Below are 16052 nucleotides of genomic sequence, written 5' to 3'. Positions count from 1 at the left end.
GTCGTGCCGCTGGTTTACTCGGTGAACGAAGCGGAAATCCTGGACTGGGAAGTCGGAAAAGCATTGCGCCGCTACGACATCGCGATCACTCGCCTTGGCGTCAAACAGGAGTAGAGCGGGATGCAGATTAACTATGCGCTGGCATTTGCCGGGCAAACGTACGACCGAGGGCTTTCGGGGGACTTGTCACCGGCGGCCGAGGATTTGACCGGGCCTTCCTCCCTGGATGCGGTGCCTGCCGCACTGACGGATCTTAGCCTGGCGCTGGCCAGTGCCAGCCTCGAAATCAATGGCCTGACCCTGGAGCAGGTGCGGCTGCGCGAGACCCTCGAAACGCTCAACAGCACGTTGTTCATTAACGGCCACTCGCTGGAGACCAAGACGGTCGATGTCGCCGCTGGCGCACCGAAGGGCGAGCAAAAGGACCCAGCAACGGCCTCCGATTCCTGGGTGGACAAGGGCCTCAAGGCCGGGGCCGATATCGGCAAGGATTTGGCTTCGAGCCTGTTGGATACGATCAAGACCCGAGTGATTGGCAATCTGGTCGATGTGACGTTCGGCAAGATCCCCGGAGTAGGGAAACTGTTCAAGGACGGGGGGCTTGATAAAGACAAGGACAAGGGCGGCGACAAGCAATGTTGCCCTGGCACCGCCGGCCCACTTGAAACGGCGGCCGCACAGCTACCCGAAAGCGTTGGAGAGACGGTCCGCAAGAAAGGCAAAGCTCGTACCCCCGGGAATAGGAAGAAGCAGCGCGTCAAGCTTCCCACACCCGGCCAAACGGTTCCGCGTGAACCGAAGGCAGCCGTCGATGGCAAAGCCGCAGATCTCAAACCTCTTCGTCTTCCCGCCTCGGCAAAGGCCACACCCCAGCTCAATGCGATGGGCCAGCCGCCTGTTCCGCTCTCTGCCAAACAGGCCGCCCAGGCGTCGACCAACCTCCCTGGTAATTCGTTTGCCTCCTACGCAGCGCCGTCGGCAAACCGCCGTGTGGCGCGCGGTGCAGGCAAAGGCCTGGCCGCGAGTTTATCGGGAGCGTTTGCCAAACTGGAATCGGTAGGCACCCGCCGCCTTGGCCCGTTGAAGTACGTCGACACCGCCATGGATGTGGTGCAGGGCGTGCGCAATGGCGACGCAAAAGCGGTCGCCTCCGGCCTCAGCACTGTCGGCGGCGCCTGGGCGGGAGCCTCCGCCGGCGCCGCTATCGGCACCCTGATTTTTCCCGGTGTCGGCACTGCTGTCGGCGGCGCCATCGGTGGTTTGCTGGGCAGCGAGGCGGGAACCTGGCTCGGTGACAAGTTGTTCGGCCCAAGTGATCGTCTGCCATCACCCAACACGGTAAGCAAGGAACTCAGTAGCGCCAGCACCGACAACCTGCAGATCACCATCGCGCCAAGCATTCAGATCAGCGGTGTAAGTCTTGCCGATGCCCAACCCATCATCGATGGCGTGATTCAGGCGCTGCAATACCAAACCTTACCGATACTGACCGACGCCTTGAGCGTGCGGCGTAACGCATCGCTGACTGATTTAAGGGGATATGCCTGATGCGACAGCAAATGGTACTGGGGGATTTTATTTTCGGGTTGTCGCGCGGGTTTGCCTATTCCGGTCTCAACCGCCTCACGGACGGTGGCTGGGCGAATCTGGAGATTATTGCCAGCAAGCCGCAGTCGCGGCAGAAAGGGCAAAACCTGGAAAAGCTCACGTTCACAGGCAAAGCCGCGTACGCCGTGGGCATGCAACGACTGGACGAGCTGCGCGCCCTGCAGAACGGTCGGGCGCCGCTGCCATTGGTGGACGGTATCGGTCGTAACTGGGGACTGTGGCGCATCACCTCGGTCACGGAAGATCAGTCCTGTGTGATCGATGACGGCACAGCTCTGGTGATCGGCTGGACACTGGTGCTGGAGGAGTTCGTCAATGCGTAGAGTGCGAAGTATTGCCGGTGACTCGGTCAACCTGCTGCTCTACCGCGAGCTTGGCCGCTGCGATGACATGGCTGAAGAAAACCTCTGGCGCTTGAATCCCGACCTTGCCGAGCAGGGCCCGGTTTTGCCGGCGGGTGTTTGGGTAATCGTGCCCGAAGTGGAGTCGCGACCGGCTGCGGTGCGCCCGGTGTCGGCCTGGGATTAAGGAGGTTTCATGGCAATGGGATTTACCCCGATCGTCGAGTTCTACGGCGCCAACGCGGCCCTGCTCAACGAGCGAATCATGCAATGGAGCCATACGGATACCACCGGTATTGAATCTGACCAGTTGGAACTCACCCTCAACATCGAAGGCCTGGAAGGCTTGCCGAGCCTGAGCGGGAAGATCGGTTTTCGGGCGGGCTACCTGGAGACGGGGCTGGTGGAAAAGGGCGAGTTTGTGGTTACCCATCTAACGCCGTTCCTGTTTCCCATGCGCCTGGTGGTGGGAGCCACCGCAGCTCCGTTCAGTGTGCAGGATCAAACCGGCTATCGGCAGCGCCGGTCCGCCAGTTACGGGCCGACGACCCTGGGGGCGCTGTTCCGCCAACTGGTGACCCGCCACGGCTTTTCACCCCGTGTTGCGCCGAGCCTGGAAGGTATTTTCATTCCCCATATCGATCAGTCCAATGAAAGCGACATGGCCTTTATCACCCGGCTTGCCGGGAAGTACGGTGGGGTCAGCAAGCCCTTCAACGAGCTGTATGTATTGGCTGACAGGGGGCAGGTCAAAACGCTTTCTGGCCAGATGCTGCCGGAGGTAAAACTCTCTGTGACCCAGAACAACCGCCCCGGCGACCAGGCATTTATCAGCGCCAAGTTTGAGGAGAAAGCCCGCGCTAAATACGCAGGCTGCCAAACCAGTTGGTGGGATGCGGCGGCCGGCAAGCTGCGGGTAGTCCAGGTCGGGGTTGCCCCGTTCACCGTCCTGCGCCAGCGCTATCAGAGCGAAAATGAAGCCCGGGTGGTGGCGGAGCGCGAGTTGGGCCGGGCCAGCCTTAAAGGACGAACGCTGACCATTGATTGCCCAGGTAACCCATTGCTGGCGGCCGAAGGTCTTTTGCTGCTGGACGAGACTTGGCCGACGTACATGCAAGGTCGATGGTCGATCAAAACGGTGACGCATAGCGGGGTGCCGAAGACGGGCTATCGCAGTTCGATTGTCGCCAGTGGTTTGACGGTCTAGCCGCGCCCCCTTTAACCAAGCCCGCTCCCGAGCGGGTTTTTTATTGCCCGGTGACCCCCATGAAGATCACCCCGTTACTGACTCACCTGCGTGATCACTGCCCCGGTTTCAACCAACAGGTGCACGCGGGCCTCGATCTCGATGCCCTGCAAACCCTGCCCGGTGCACCCGCTGCGGTCGTTACGCCGATCACTGACGCAGCCACCGCGAACAGTTCGCAAAACACCACCCGGCAAACTATCCGCGAGCATTTTGGCGTGGTGCTGGTACTCGACCTGGTGGACGGCCAACAAGCCCTGGCCATGGACCAACTCCACGCCCTGCGCGCCGAAGTCTGGCGCGCCCTGGTGGGATTCAAGCCCGAGCGCTTCTACGAGCCCATCCAATACGAAGGCGGCGACTGGCTGCTGCTGACGAAGACAAGGGGGCTCTACCGGCTGCGCTTTTTCGCCGAGTTCCAACTGGGACGCAACCTCAGCACACAGCCAGCGGAAACCTGGCTCGAGCTTGAGCTGGACGCTCTGCCGTCCTTCAACGGGGTGACGGTGCGGGTCGATGCCATCGACCCGGCCGACCCCAATCTGCAACGCCCAGGCCCCGACGGGCGCCTGGAAATGACGTTTTCTGCCGAGGTAAAACCATGAGCAAACGCATCACCGTACTGCCGGTTGCCGGCCGTGCCGTACCTGACCCGGAGGCGGGCGATCTGTTGCCGGCCGAAGGTCGCGAAGTCCCGGACAACGCCTGGTGGCGTCGACGTCTGGCCGATGGCGACATCACAACCAAAGCCGTCAAGGCGGCAAAACCACAGGGAGCCAAATAATGGCGATTGGATTCAGTCATATTCCGGCGGACATTCGTGTGCCGCTGTTCTACGCCGAGATGGACAATTCGGCAGCCAATAGTGCGTCGTCGGCCTTGCGTCGGTTGATCGTGGCCCAGGTCAACGACAACGTCACCAGCCCGGAAATCGGCAGCCTGGTGCTGGTGTCGAGCGCGGCCATGGCCAAGCGTATCGGTGGCCAGGGTTCGATGCTGGCGTCGATGTACGAGACGTTCCGCAAGAGTGACCCGGTGGGCGAGATCTGGTGCCTGCCGCTGCACAGCACCGAAGGCAGCGCGGCCAAGGCCGAGCTCAAGCTGACCGGCACCGCCACCCAAGGTGGCATTCTCAACCTGTACGTCGGTGGCACCCGTGTTCAAGCCACCGTGATCAATGGCGCGACCGCTGCCGTTGCCGCCACCGCCCTGGCACTGAAAATCAACGCCAGTGCCGACCTGCCGGTCAGTGCGGTAGCCGCCGATGGCACTGTCACCTTGACCGCCAAATGGACCGGTGACAGTGGCAACGACATCAGCCTGCAACTCAACCGCCTGGGCCAGAGCAACGGTGAACAACTCCCTGACGGCCTGACCGCTGTCCTCGGCAAAATGGCCGCGGGCGCCGGTGTACCGGACCAACTCACGGCGCTGGCTGCGCTGGGTGACGAGCCGTTTGAATTCATCTGCATGCCCTGGGCCGACACCACCAGCCTCAACGCCTGGCAAGCGGTGATGGATGACAACAGCGGCCGCTGGTCCTGGGCCAAGCAACTGTTCGGCCACGTCTACACCGCCAAGCGCGGCACCATTGGCACCCTGGTGGCTGCCGGGCAAGGGCGTAACGATCAGCACGTGACCATCCAGGCCATGGAGCCGGGCGTGCCGCAACCGTTCTGGGTCCAGGCAGCAGCCTTGGCCGCACGCACGGCGGTATTTATCTCCGCCGATGCCAGCCGTCCGACCCAGAGCGGCAGCCTGCCAGGCCTCGACCCGGCCGACGCCAGCGAGCGCTTCACCCTGACCGAGCGCCAATCGCTGCTCAACTACGGCATCGCCACCGCTTACTACGAAGGCGGTTACGTGCGCATCCAGCGGGCGATCACCACCTACCAGAAGAACGCTTTCGGCCAAGCGGACAACTCCTACCTGGACAGCGAAACCCTGCACCAGTCGGCCTTTATCGTGCGCCGTCTGCAGAGCGTGATCACCAGCAAATACGGGCGCCACAAACTCGCCGCTGACGGCACACGTTTTGGTGCCGGCCAGCCGATCGTCACCCCGAGCACTATCCGCGGTGAGCTGATCGCCCAGTACGCCAAGCTGGAACTGGAAGGCCATGTGGAGAACGCCGAGCTGTTCGCCGAGCACCTGATCGTCGAGCGCGACAGCCAGGACCCGAGCCGGGTCAACGTGCTGTTCCCGCCGGATTACGTCAACGGGCTGCGGGTGTTTGCGCTGCTCAACCAGTTCCGCTTGCAGTACGACGCGGCGGTATAAGCCCCGCGCTTTTCGCAACTGATTCCAGCCCGCCGAGTGCGGGCTTATTTTTGGGAGAAACATCATGGGTCAACTGATTGCGGGCACCTGCTACGTCAAAGTGGACGGCGCTCAACTGACCATCAACGGTGGCTGCGAAGCACCATTGATGGCCGTCAAGCGGGAAACCGTGGTGCCGGGTTTCTACAAGGAAACCGACATCACCCCGTCCTTCAAAGTCACCGCGCTGCACACGCCGGACTTTCCATTGAAGCAACTGATCGCCGGCACCGACATGACCGTCACCTGCGAATTCAACAACGGCAAGGTCTACGTGCTGGCCGGTGCCTACCTGGTGGAAGAGCCGGTGGCCAAGGGCGACGACGCTGTGATCGAGCTGAAATTCGAAGGCATCAAGGGGACCTGGCAATGACCGATACGGTGAAGCTGCAAGTGGCCATCGAGGCCCACGGCGAACCACTGACCGAACTCACCCTGCGCCGCCCGACGGTGCAGGAGGTACGGGCGATCAAGGCGCTGCCGTACAAGATCGACAAGGGCGAAGACGTGAGTCTGGACCTCGACGTCGCCGCCAAGTACATCGCGGTGTGCGCGGGTATTCCGCCGTCGTCGGTCAACCAGCTCGACCTGGTGGACTTCAACGCGCTGAGCTGGGCCGTCGCCGGTTTTTTCATGAGTGCGGCGCAGGCTCCGTCGCCGAGCTGATTGCGGTGGCCTATGACCTGGCCTGGTTCTGGAAGGTTGACCCCGAACAGATGCTGGCCAGGCCTTTGGATACGCTCCGGGAGTCCCTGGAGCATGCGCAACGGATCAATGCGATGCAGCAGGTGCAGTGATGGCAGAAGCTCAGAAAGTAGAAAGTACCGCCGTGCGCCTGACCGGGATCGACCAGCTGTCGCCCAAGCTCGCTGCGCTTCAGGCCACGGTCGGGCGCTTCAGGCAGAACCTGGAACAGACGGGCCTCGGCAAGCTGGATATCGCCGGTTTGGTGAAGGGCGGCGGGCTGGCGGCACCGTTTGTCAGCGGTATCAAATCGGCGTTGGCGTTCAAGGCTGAGGTCGGCGAAGTGAATGCCGCCGTGGGGCAGGGCGTTACCGAAACGGCGGCGCAGGGCCTGAAGGATTTCAACGCCTCGTTGGACAAGGTATCAGTGGCTTTCGGTACCGCGCTGTTACCCGCCGTCACGGCGGTGGTGGTCGGGCTGGAGCCGTTGCTGACCTCGGTGGCCCAAGTGCTTACCGAGAATCCGCAACTGGTGCAGGGCCTCGCAGCGGGTGCGGTGGCGTTTACCGCCATTCAAGCGGCTGTCACCGGCGTGTCCCAGGCGCTGGGGCTGATGCAACTGGCGCTCAGCGCCAACCCGATAGTGTTGGTGGCCGTGGGCATTGCCGTGGCGGCGGGATTGATCGTTGCCAACTGGAAGCCGCTTTCGGCGTTTTTTGTCGGGCTCGGCGCGCGGGTGATGGCGGCGATTGGAACGATGGGCGAGTTTTTTCAGACGGTCTTTGCGTTTCGTCCGCTGGAGCAAGTGATGCGCCTGTGGGGGCCGATCACTGGTTTTTTTGCAGGGTTGTGGACGTCGTTGAAGGTGATGGCGCAGCCTCTGGTCGGCTTTTTCACCACACTGTTTTCCTGGTCGCCAATGGGGTTGATCGTCAACAACTGGACGCCGTTGAGCGGCTTTTTTGCGGCCCTCTGGGATTTGCTCAAAGCACTGAGCGTGCCGGTGGTCGAGTTCATGAAAAGCCTGTTCAGTTGGTCACCCGAAGGGCAAATCATTGCCAACTGGGGCGTGATCAGTGAGATGTTTGCGGCGATCTGGACTGACTTCAAACTCACTGCGCTGGCGGCTTTTACCATCGTCAGCAGTTACTTCGATTGGTCGCCCCTGGACAAGATCTCTGCCGTCTGGGGTAGCGTCAGCGGCGCATTTGCCTCGATCTGGAGCGATCTCAAGTTGCAGGCCCAGGACGCCTTTGTGGTGTTGAGTGGCCTGTTCGACGACTGGCATCCGATGGAGCAACTGGAAGCCATGTGGGCCCCGGTACTGAGTTGGTTCACGGCGCTGTCGGAGAAGCTTGCGGTGATCACCGCGCCGATTCGCAAGTTGTTCAACGGTGGGCTGGGTGAAGTGATCAACCAGGCGACCGGCAGTGTGGTGGAGTTGACCACCGAGCAACAGGAACGCAATGCCGAAAGCGCGCGCAATCCCTCCTGGTTCCGCAAGGGGCCTGGCTTGGTATCACCCCTGGCGTCCAGCGCCAGTTCGCTGCTGCAACAAACCGCTGCCAACAACCGCACGCAGCTCAACGGCGACTTGCGGGTGAGCTTCGACAACGCACCGGCCGGCCTGCGGGTCGACCAGCCCCGAACCAACCAGCCCGGCCTGAGCGTCACCCCACGTGTCGGCTACCGTTCCCTGTCCCTTGGAGGCTCCAATGAGCTGGCGTGATCGTTTGTTGCCGGCGTCGTTTCGTGGCGTCGGGTTTTGGGTCGACCAGGCAAAAGTCCCGGTCGGCAAGAAGGGCCAGTTGCACGAATACCCTCAGCGCGACCTGCCGTTTTTTGAAGGGCTGGGCCAACAGTCCAGAGTGCATGAGCTGACGGCATTTGTAGTGGGCGAGGACTGTCTTGAGCAACGCGACAAGTTGCTCAAGGCCCTGGAGGAGGGCGCCGGCGAGCTGGTGCACCCGTGGCTTGGCCGGTTGCAGGTCAAGGTCGGCGAATGCGAGATGACCCAAACCCGCCAGGACGGCGGGCTGGTGACCTTTGCCCTGAAGTTCTATCCCGACGAACCCTTGAAGTTTCCCACTACGGCGGTCAATACCCGCCAGCTGTTGCTGGTGTCAGCCGACAGTTTGCTGGGGTCGGCGGTGCTGCGTTTTGAGCAGGCCGTCGCACTGGTGAAGCAGGCGCGGGTGGGTATCCAGGCGTTGCGCAATGGCCTGGCAGAGGTTTACCAGGTGATTGAGCAGCAGTTTGCCCCACTGATTCAGTTGTATGGCGACCTGAATGCCTTGGTCAAAGCCATCAAGGAAGTGCCCAAGGAATTGAGCGCCGAGTTCAAGGGCTTGCTCGGTGATGTGAAGGAGTTGAAGGCATTTGCCCGCAGCGGCTATCGCGGCATGCTGGCCAACCTCTCGCAGCAGGTGGAAGCGGCTCGGAATATCGACGTGCCAAAGCTGACCACCGGCAAGGACAGCGTGGCCGCCGTGCAGGCCACTGCCAACCTGGTACAGGACGCGTTGTGGGTAAAGATCGCCCATTGGCTGGCGGACGTACCGGTGGCGACCAAGGCGGTGACCCTGAGCACCACGCCGTCCCTGGCGCAACAGGCGGCGCAGCCGGTGCAGCGCCGCGAAGTGCCGGTGGCTGACGATGTGCTGGTACTGCGTGACCTTCTGAACGAAGCCATGTGGCAAGCCGCATTGAAGGCCGATGCCGGGCACTACGTTGCGCTGAACGACCTGCGCCAACAGATGTTCACGCATCTGACGGCGGTGGCATCGTCCGGTGTACGGCTGGTCAACCTGACGCCAATGCGCAGCATGCCGGCCTTGCTGTTGGCGTATCAGCGTTTCGGTGACGCGACGCGAGTGGGCGAGGTGGTGCAGCGCAATCGGGTGGCCCATCCGGGCTTCCTGCCACCGGCGGACCTGCAAGTGGTCAGGGAGTAACCCATGAATGAGCTGGACAATGCCGTCACCCTGACCGTGGATGGCCTGGATTATGGCGGCTGGAAAAGCGTGGAAATCAGCGCCGACCTGGAGCGTCAATTTCGCACCTTTACCCTCAACGTCACCTGGCAATGGCCCGGGCAAACCCTGACAGCGCCGATCAAGCCCGGCGCCCGTTGCCAGGTGCGCATCGGTTGCGATCTGGTGCTCACCGGCTTTGTGTTCAAGGCGCCCATCACTTACGACGGCCAGCAGATCAGCCTGAGTATTCAAGGCGGTTCAGTGACGCAAGACCTGGTGGACTGCGCAGCGATCAACCAGCCCGGCCAGTGGCGCGGGCAAAACTTGCTGAGCATCGTCCGTGCGCTGACGGCCACCTATGGCGTCGAGGTGCACAGCGAGATTGCCGAGACCACACGTTTGCATACCCACAGCATCGTGCCCGGGGAGACGGTATTCCAGTCCATCGACCGCTTGCTGACGCTGTATCGGGTGTTTTCCACCGACGATGCGGACGGACGCCTGGTGCTGGCATTGCCCGGTAGTGCAGGGCGTGCGAATGACAGCCTGGAGCTGGGCAAGAACATCCTTTCTGCCAATGCACCGATGGACTTTGGCTCGGTGTTTTCCGAGTACCGCGTCATCGGCCAACACAAGGGCGATGATCAGAAAAGTGCAGCGGCGGTCAGTGAGGTTTCAGGGATTTCCCGGGATGAAAAAGCCGCGCGAAAACGCGTCACGGTGATCAGCGAACCGACGCAGTTGACCCCTGAGCTGGCCCAGCAACGCGCCGACTGGGAACGTGCTACCCGTACCGGAAAAGCCCTGACGACTACTTACACCGTGCAAGGCTGGCGGCAGTCCAACGGCGACTTGTGGCGCCACAACCTGTTGGTGCGGGTGATCGATCCGGTGCTGGGATTTGACCAGGACATGCTGATCTCCAAGGTCACCTGGTCGCTCTCCGACCAAGGTTCGATTACCACCCTGCAGGTGGCGCCGCCGTCCACCTTTGATGCCAATCCGTTGCCATCCGCTTAACCATCAAGGAATTTCCATGAGCCTACTGACTCGCCTGCTGGCGCGCGGCACTGTCGTGCTCGCCCACTCGGCCACCAAGCTGCAATCGCTGCAAATGCGCCTGACCGCAGGCGAAGTGAACGACGACATGGAGCACTTCGAACCCTACGGTTTTACCAGCAACCCGCTGGCGGGGGCGGAAGGCATCGCCACGTTCCTGGGCGGTGATCGCTCTCACGCCATCGTGCTGGTGGTGGCTGACCGTCGCTATCGCTTGCAGTCCCTGGCGCCGGGTGAAGTGGCGATCTACACCGATGAAGGCGACAAGGTTCACTTCAAGCGCGGGCGGGTGATCGACATTGAAACCGGCACCTTGAATATCCGCGCCAGCCACGCTGTGAACATCGATACGCCGACCCTGACCCAGAGCGGCAAGATCATCTCCCAGGGCGACCAGATTGCCGGCGGCGTCAGCCAGATCCGGCACGTGCATGTGGGCGTGCAGCCCGGCAGCGGCCAGACCGGCGCGCCGACGGGAGGCCAGTGATGTTTATTTCCGACAACCTGAAAAAGGCCCTGACCCGTTCGGTGCTGATCAGCCTGTTCACCTGGCGCCGTGCTGCGCCGGATGACGCCGTTGACGATGACGAGCGCTTTGGCTGGTGGGGCGACAGTTTCCCCAGCGTGGCCGACGACCGTATCGGCTCAAGGCTGTGGTTGCTGCGCCGGGTCAAGCTGACCCGCCAGACGCAACTGGACGCCGAATTCTATGCCCGCGAAGCCTTGCAATGGCTGATCGACGACGGGCATTGCAGCGCCATCGAAGTCCTCAGTGAACGCCTCGACGCCCAGCGTCTCAACTTGCGCACGCAGCTGACCCTGGCTGATGGCGAGCGCCTGGACATCAACCCTGATAACAGCTGGCAGGTGATCTATGCCGTTTGAAACCCCTTCGCTGCCGGTGCTGATCAAGCGCACCCAAAGCGACCTGGCCAGCGATTCGCTGCGCCAGTCCGATGCCCAGGTCCTGGCGCGCACACTCAGTGGTGCGGCGTTCGGCCTGTACGGTTATCTCGATTGGATCGCTGAGCAGATCCTGCCGGATACCGCGGATGAATCCACCCTGGAGCGCATCGCCGCGCTGCGTTTGAACCAGGCTCGCAAGGCGGCGGTGGCCGCCAGTGGCAGCGTGAGTTTTACCGCAGCGGCGGGCGCGGTGCTGGATGTGGATACGGTGTTGCAAGCCAGCGATGGTCGCAGCTTCAAAGTCACCGCTGCGGGCACCACCCATGTCGGCCTCAACACCGCCACGGTGCAGGCGATAGATGCCGGCGCCCTGGGCAACGCTGACGCGGGGCTGAGCCTGATCGCGGTGCAACCGCTGCAAGGTATTGGTTCGACGTTTACCGTGCTGGCGCCGGGGCTGACCGGCGGTGTGGAGCGAGAAACCCTGGAATCGCTGCGGGCGCGGGTGATTCGTTCCTATCGCGTTATCCCCCAGGGCGGTTCAGCACAGGATTACGAGACCTGGTCCCTCGAAGTGCCCGGCATTACCCGCGCGTGGTGTCGCGGCAATTACCTGGGGCCGGGGACGGTGGGGGTGTTCGTGATGCGTGACGACGACCCGCAGCCGATCCCCAATGCCGCGCAGCTGGCGCAGGTTCAAGCCCATATCGAGCCGCTGCGGCCCGTCACCGCTGATGTGTATGTGTTGGCGCCCGTGATGAAACCGGTGGCTTACCAACTGCGCCTGACCCCCGACACCAGCGCCGTGCGCGCGGCTGTCGAGGCCCAACTGCGTGACCTGCACAACCGCGAGGCCGGCTTGGGCGACACCTTGTTGCTGACCCATATCGCCGAAGCGATCAGCACGGCGACCGGCGAGACCGATCACACCCTCACAAACCCGTTGGCGGACGTTACAGCGGCGACGAATCAGTTGCTGGTGTTCGGAGGTATCACATGGCTGGAGTAAGAACCGCCGGCCAGTATCAAGAGCAACTGATCGCCTTGTTGCCCAGCGGTCCGGCCTGGGATCTGGAGACCGTGCCGCAGTTGGAGACGGTGCTCAAAGGCATCGCCGAAGAACTCACGCGCATCGACGCCCGGGCCTGCGACCTGCAAAACGAAATGGACCCGGCGACCGTCAGCGAACTGGTGCCGGAGTGGGAAAGGGTGATGCAACTGCCCGATCCCTGCCTGGGCTTGAGCCCGCTGTACGACGACCGTCGCCTGGCAGTGCGTCGACGCCTGTTGGCGGTGGGCAGCCAGCGCGCCGCCTACTACATCGAAATCGCCCGCAGCCAGGGTTATCCCGACGCCAGTGTCACTGAACATCGCGCCCCGCGCATGGGCCGCTCACGGTTTGGCGCCGCGCATTTTGGCACCTGGCAGGCGCACTTCATGTGGACGCTCAACACCGGCGGGCGCCAGCACCTGGGGCGGCGGTTTGGGGCGAGTTATTGGGGCGAGCGGTTTGGCGTCAATCCGGGGAACGCCCTGGAGTGCCTGATTCATCGCAGCGCACCTGCTCATACGCAGGTGCACATCAATTATGACTAGAGGGTAGAAGCGTGGATTATCCAAAGAGTGTGCCCAGCGTTGGGCTGGTGAATGGCAAGTTTGTGGATGAGAACCCGGTTACGGGGACGCCGGGGAGTTTGATTCCGGCGGCTTGGGGGAATGGGGTTACGCAGGAGATCGTTAACGCAATTACTGCGGCCGGTTTAGTACCGAACGAGTCCCAAAACAATCAGCTGGCGTTGGCGATTAAAGAGTTGGCAAAGCTGGACCCGCAGCAAAATTTTCCGGTTCAGGTTTATCGCAAGAATCTGGTTATCAATGGCGGGTTTGATATTTGGCAGAGAGGTGTAGTCAATGCTGGGCCCAATGTAGGCGGGTTTCTCGCCGACCGATTTCGCTGTGATTGGGACGGTGCTGCCGGGGTGAACCTCTCTCGGCAGAGCTTTGTACCTGGTCAGACTGATGTACCCAACGAACCGCGGTTTTTCTTGCGCTGGCAGCAGGTGGTGGCCGGTTCGGGCGCAACCACTCATAAAATTTCGCAAAAAATTGAGTCGGTAAGAACGCTGGCTGGAAAAGTGGCGACGGTTTCGTTTTGGGTCCGTGGTGATGCGCCGCGTCGTGTGACTTTTTCGATTACGCAGTACTTCGGCAATGGTGGATCTCTCCCGGCCACTACGCTGGTTAACTCGTTTCAGGTGACGAATGGCTGGACGAGGTGTCAGGCGACGTTTCAGGTTCCGTCCATTGCTGGCAAGACGTTGGGCGCTGGAGACAGCGATTGCCTGCGGATTGAGTTTGATCTTGCGCTGAACTCACTGCAAACGATCGACTTGGCTCAGGTGCAGTTGGAGGAAGGGCCCGTAGCCACTCTCTTTGAGCGAAGAACCAACGGGGAGGAGTTGAGCCTTTGTCAGCGCTACTACGAGAAAACCTTTAGTCAAGATGTTGCACCTGGTGACTCGACGGGATCTACGGCGGGTTCGCTGATTTCAATTGTTATGCAAGGGCAGGTGGCTTCTTCGGGGCAGCCGGCGACTCAGTGGTCTTTCAAGGTCGAGAAACGTGCTATCCCCAGCACAACGCTCTACCGTGCGCTTGGCACTGGGGCCCCCGGCCAATGGCGATCTGGCAGTGACCTGGTCTCATCCGGCAATGCGCGAACCTATACCGCATCCACTCGGTCCGTCTGGGTGGACAACTCGGATGTCAGTTTGGGCACGCAGTCCTATTACATCCACGCAGCGGCTGATGCCGAACTTTAGGAGGGCTTATGAGCTATCAGTTGACACATGATCCAGATACCGTTTTACGCTTGGTCGATAGAGCAACGGTTCCGCGTTCTCACCGTTTCTGGGCCGAATATGAGCAGTGGCTGGAGGAGGGCGGAATTCCCGTACCTCAAGACGGGCCAGTTACGCAGAGTCTGGAACGCGATTGGCGGAACTCTCAGATTGAGAGCATCAAATGGCTACGCGAACGCCATCGAGATGAAGCCGATATGGCAGCAAATACGACGCTGAGTAGCGCGCAGTTTTTTGAGTTGCTTACCTATTTGCAACAACTTCGAGACTGGCCCCAGGCTGTGGAGTTTCCGGCAATGGACAAGCGTCCAAAGGCTCCAGGCTGGATTTCACAGCAGGTGGAGTAATGCCTGACGGAGTTTTTATGCAAATTTCGCAGCTTCAGGCAATTTTGCCCGGCGCCGGCCTTAGAGCCGGCGTTTTTATATCTGCTTTAAACGGTGCCATGGCCCACTACCAGATCACCACCCCCAAACGCATCGCCGCCTTTCTCGCCCAAATCGGCCACGAATCCGGCGAACTGCGCTACGTACGTGAACTGGGCAGTGATCAATACCTGAGCAAATACGACACCGGCACCCTGGCCGCCCGCCTGGGCAACACCCCCGAAGCCGATGGCGATGGCCAGAAATACCGTGGCCGTGGCCTGATCCAGATCACCGGCCGACGCAACTACCTGGCGTGCAGCCAGGCGTTGTTCGGCGATGAGCGTCTGTTGCAGCAACCGGAGTTGCTGGAGCAACCGCAATGGGCCTGCGAATCCGCCGCGTGGTTCTGGCAGAGCAATGGCTTGAACGAACTGGCTGACAAGGACCAGTTCACCACCATCACTCGGCGCATCAATGGCGGCCTCAACGGTCTGGAGAACCGCATGCAGTTGTGGGCCCGGGCGAAGGCGGTGTTATGGGCCTCCTGACGTCGTATCGCCTGCTTGGCTTTTTCCTGTTGGTGGTGGTCTCGGCGGGTATTGCCTGGCAGGTACAGGCTTGGCGGTATGGCATCCAACTTGAGCGCCTGGAGGCGCTGCACGCCGAAGCGCTCAGCCAACAAAGCCTGTCGGCTCAGCGTCAACAACAGGTGGAACAGGACAAACGGCTGGCACTGGAGCAACAACTCAGCGCCAGCGACCAACAACACACCCGGGAGCTTTCCGATGCACAGCGCGATCAGGCTCACCTGCGGGATCGCCTGGCCACTGCTGATGTGCGGTTGTCAGTCCTTCTCGACACCAGCGACCCAACCAACGGCTGCCCAATGCCAGCCCCCACCCCCTCCGGCAGCGTGGTTCATGCAGCCCCGCGAGCCCGACTTGACCCGGCGCATGCTCAACGAATTATCGGCATCACCGACGACGGTGATAACGCCATGATCGCCTTGCGCGCCTGCCAGGCGTATGTCCGGGCCGTCGCGCGTTAGTCTCTTGTAACTTGCATGGCCCATGGGCTCCTGTAGGGTAGGCAAACGCCCGTCCACTCCAGGAGATGACCGTGAAGGAAATTACTCAACTCGCCGCTGAACTTGGTCGACGTTTGCAGGTGCTCAATGCCCACGTCACTACGGCCGAGTCGTGCACCGGCGGCGGTATCGCCGAGGCCATCACGCGGATTCCCGGGAGTTCGGCCTGGTTCGAGGCGGGCTATGTCACGTATTCCAATCGCCAGAAGACCCGGCAGCTGAATGTGCCGGAAGCGCTGTTCCCCAAGGTCGGGGCCGTCAGTCGCGAAGTTGTAGAGGCGATGGTGCGGGGTGCCCAGGAGAAAAGCCTGGCGCGTTTTGCCGTAGCGGTCAGCGGCGTCGCGGGGCCGGATGGCGGTTCGCCGGACAAGCCGGTGGGCACCGTATGGCTGGCCTGGGGCGTGGGCGATGAGGTTACCGCCGAGCTTGAACACTTCCCTGGGAACCGTGACGAGGTCCGCCGACAAACGGTAAAGGCCGCGCTAGAGGGCTTGTTGCGACGAGCTGCAGCAGAAATAGAAAATCAGGGGTAGGCGATCACGGATCTTTGTGGAACAATACTGTCTACTTATACAGGTGTTGGCCGCCAGGCCTTATT

Annotated in this window: 21 protein-coding genes; all 21 read left to right on the top strand. The window is 61.5% G+C overall.

All coding sequences use genetic code 11. From position 1 onward, the window contains the following. Nucleotides 1-120: 120 nt before the first annotated feature. The 21 genes from LIY45_RS05795 to LIY45_RS05695 all read left to right on the top strand — a co-directional run bounded on the left by LIY45_RS05795 (nucleotide 121) and on the right by LIY45_RS05695 (nucleotide 15987). Entirely contained in the window at nucleotides 121-1548 is a 1428-nt protein-coding gene (locus LIY45_RS05795) for a tail tape measure protein (RefSeq protein ID WP_226475638.1), read from the top strand. Beyond that, a complete protein-coding gene (locus LIY45_RS05790; protein ID WP_017480149.1) occupies nucleotides 1548-1931 on the top strand; it encodes a phage tail protein in 384 nt (127 codons plus the stop codon). Before LIY45_RS05795 ends, LIY45_RS05790 begins: the two co-directional genes overlap by 1 nt. Continuing rightward, nucleotides 1924-2136, top strand: a complete 213-nt coding sequence (locus LIY45_RS05785) for a tail protein X (protein ID WP_063027474.1) — start codon at nucleotides 1924-1926, stop codon at nucleotides 2134-2136. The genes LIY45_RS05790 and LIY45_RS05785 overlap by 8 nt, the downstream gene beginning before the upstream one ends. Before the next feature lie 9 nt (nucleotides 2137-2145). After that, nucleotides 2146-3156: a contractile injection system protein, VgrG/Pvc8 family gene (locus LIY45_RS05780; RefSeq protein ID WP_226475637.1), complete on the top strand. Its 1011-nt coding sequence runs from the start codon at nucleotides 2146-2148 to the stop codon at nucleotides 3154-3156. Nucleotides 3157-3215: 59 nt separating this feature from the next. Next, nucleotides 3216-3800, top strand: coding sequence for a hypothetical protein (locus LIY45_RS05775; RefSeq protein WP_226475636.1), 585 nt, complete (start codon nucleotides 3216-3218; stop codon nucleotides 3798-3800). Beyond that, on the top strand, nucleotides 3797-3979 hold the full coding sequence (locus LIY45_RS05770) for a DUF2635 domain-containing protein (protein ID WP_017480153.1): 183 nt from the start codon (nucleotides 3797-3799) through the stop codon (nucleotides 3977-3979). Before LIY45_RS05775 ends, LIY45_RS05770 begins: the two co-directional genes overlap by 4 nt. After that, entirely contained in the window at nucleotides 3979-5475 is a 1497-nt protein-coding gene (locus LIY45_RS05765; RefSeq protein WP_226475635.1) for a phage tail sheath subtilisin-like domain-containing protein, read from the top strand. The genes LIY45_RS05770 and LIY45_RS05765 overlap by 1 nt, the downstream gene beginning before the upstream one ends. A gap of 64 nt (nucleotides 5476-5539) precedes the next feature. Next, entirely contained in the window at nucleotides 5540-5887 is a 348-nt protein-coding gene (locus tag LIY45_RS05760) for a phage tail tube protein (protein WP_010170089.1), read from the top strand. Then, the gene (locus tag LIY45_RS05755; RefSeq protein WP_017480155.1) at nucleotides 5884-6180 is read left to right on the top strand and encodes a phage tail assembly protein; all 297 of its coding nucleotides are present in this window, start codon (nucleotides 5884-5886) and stop codon (nucleotides 6178-6180) included. Before LIY45_RS05760 ends, LIY45_RS05755 begins: the two co-directional genes overlap by 4 nt. A 130-nt stretch (nucleotides 6181-6310) precedes the next feature. Beyond that, nucleotides 6311-7927 carry a hypothetical protein gene (locus LIY45_RS05750; protein ID WP_226475634.1) on the top strand — a complete coding sequence of 539 codons (1617 nt, stop codon included), beginning with the start codon at nucleotides 6311-6313 and terminating at the stop codon, nucleotides 7925-7927. After that, nucleotides 7914-9152: a DNA circularization N-terminal domain-containing protein gene (locus LIY45_RS05745; protein ID WP_093205558.1), complete on the top strand. Its 1239-nt coding sequence runs from the start codon at nucleotides 7914-7916 to the stop codon at nucleotides 9150-9152. The genes LIY45_RS05750 and LIY45_RS05745 overlap by 14 nt, the downstream gene beginning before the upstream one ends. Nucleotides 9153-9155: 3 nt before the next feature. Then, nucleotides 9156-10193: a phage baseplate assembly protein gene (locus tag LIY45_RS05740; RefSeq protein WP_226475633.1), complete on the top strand. Its 1038-nt coding sequence runs from the start codon at nucleotides 9156-9158 to the stop codon at nucleotides 10191-10193. A gap of 16 nt (nucleotides 10194-10209) precedes the next feature. Further along, a complete protein-coding gene (locus LIY45_RS05735) occupies nucleotides 10210-10719 on the top strand; it encodes a phage baseplate assembly protein (RefSeq protein ID WP_226475632.1) in 510 nt (169 codons plus the stop codon). Further along, complete coding sequence (locus LIY45_RS05730; protein ID WP_226475631.1) at nucleotides 10719-11117, top strand: phage GP46 family protein; 399 nt, start codon at nucleotides 10719-10721, stop codon at nucleotides 11115-11117. The genes LIY45_RS05735 and LIY45_RS05730 overlap by 1 nt, the downstream gene beginning before the upstream one ends. Continuing rightward, the gene (locus LIY45_RS05725) at nucleotides 11107-12147 is read left to right on the top strand and encodes a baseplate J/gp47 family protein (protein WP_226475630.1); all 1041 of its coding nucleotides are present in this window, start codon (nucleotides 11107-11109) and stop codon (nucleotides 12145-12147) included. Before LIY45_RS05730 ends, LIY45_RS05725 begins: the two co-directional genes overlap by 11 nt. Continuing rightward, the gene (locus tag LIY45_RS05720; protein ID WP_017480161.1) at nucleotides 12135-12734 is read left to right on the top strand and encodes a putative phage tail protein; all 600 of its coding nucleotides are present in this window, start codon (nucleotides 12135-12137) and stop codon (nucleotides 12732-12734) included. Before LIY45_RS05725 ends, LIY45_RS05720 begins: the two co-directional genes overlap by 13 nt. A gap of 11 nt (nucleotides 12735-12745) precedes the next feature. Continuing rightward, nucleotides 12746-13960, top strand: a complete 1215-nt coding sequence (locus LIY45_RS05715) for a carbohydrate binding domain-containing protein (protein ID WP_226475629.1) — start codon at nucleotides 12746-12748, stop codon at nucleotides 13958-13960. 8 nt (nucleotides 13961-13968) lie between these two features. After that, the gene (locus tag LIY45_RS05710) at nucleotides 13969-14346 is read left to right on the top strand and encodes a phage tail protein (protein ID WP_226475628.1); all 378 of its coding nucleotides are present in this window, start codon (nucleotides 13969-13971) and stop codon (nucleotides 14344-14346) included. A gap of 17 nt (nucleotides 14347-14363) precedes the next feature. After that, nucleotides 14364-14915: a glycoside hydrolase family 19 protein gene (locus tag LIY45_RS05705; RefSeq protein WP_226475627.1), complete on the top strand. Its 552-nt coding sequence runs from the start codon at nucleotides 14364-14366 to the stop codon at nucleotides 14913-14915. Further along, the gene (locus tag LIY45_RS05700; protein ID WP_226475626.1) at nucleotides 14903-15415 is read left to right on the top strand and encodes a lysis system i-spanin subunit Rz; all 513 of its coding nucleotides are present in this window, start codon (nucleotides 14903-14905) and stop codon (nucleotides 15413-15415) included. The genes LIY45_RS05705 and LIY45_RS05700 overlap by 13 nt, the downstream gene beginning before the upstream one ends. 71 nt (nucleotides 15416-15486) lie before the next feature. After that, the gene (locus LIY45_RS05695; protein ID WP_003208648.1) at nucleotides 15487-15987 is read left to right on the top strand and encodes a CinA family protein; all 501 of its coding nucleotides are present in this window, start codon (nucleotides 15487-15489) and stop codon (nucleotides 15985-15987) included. The last annotated feature ends 65 nt before the right edge of the window (nucleotides 15988-16052 follow it).

This window comes from Pseudomonas sp. MWU16-30323, from assembly GCF_020515595.1.
Taxonomy (GTDB): domain Bacteria; phylum Pseudomonadota; class Gammaproteobacteria; order Pseudomonadales; family Pseudomonadaceae; genus Aquipseudomonas; species Aquipseudomonas yamanorum.
The sequence above is the reverse complement of the archived record's forward strand: the minus strand, read 5'-3'. Positions and strand labels throughout refer to the sequence as shown.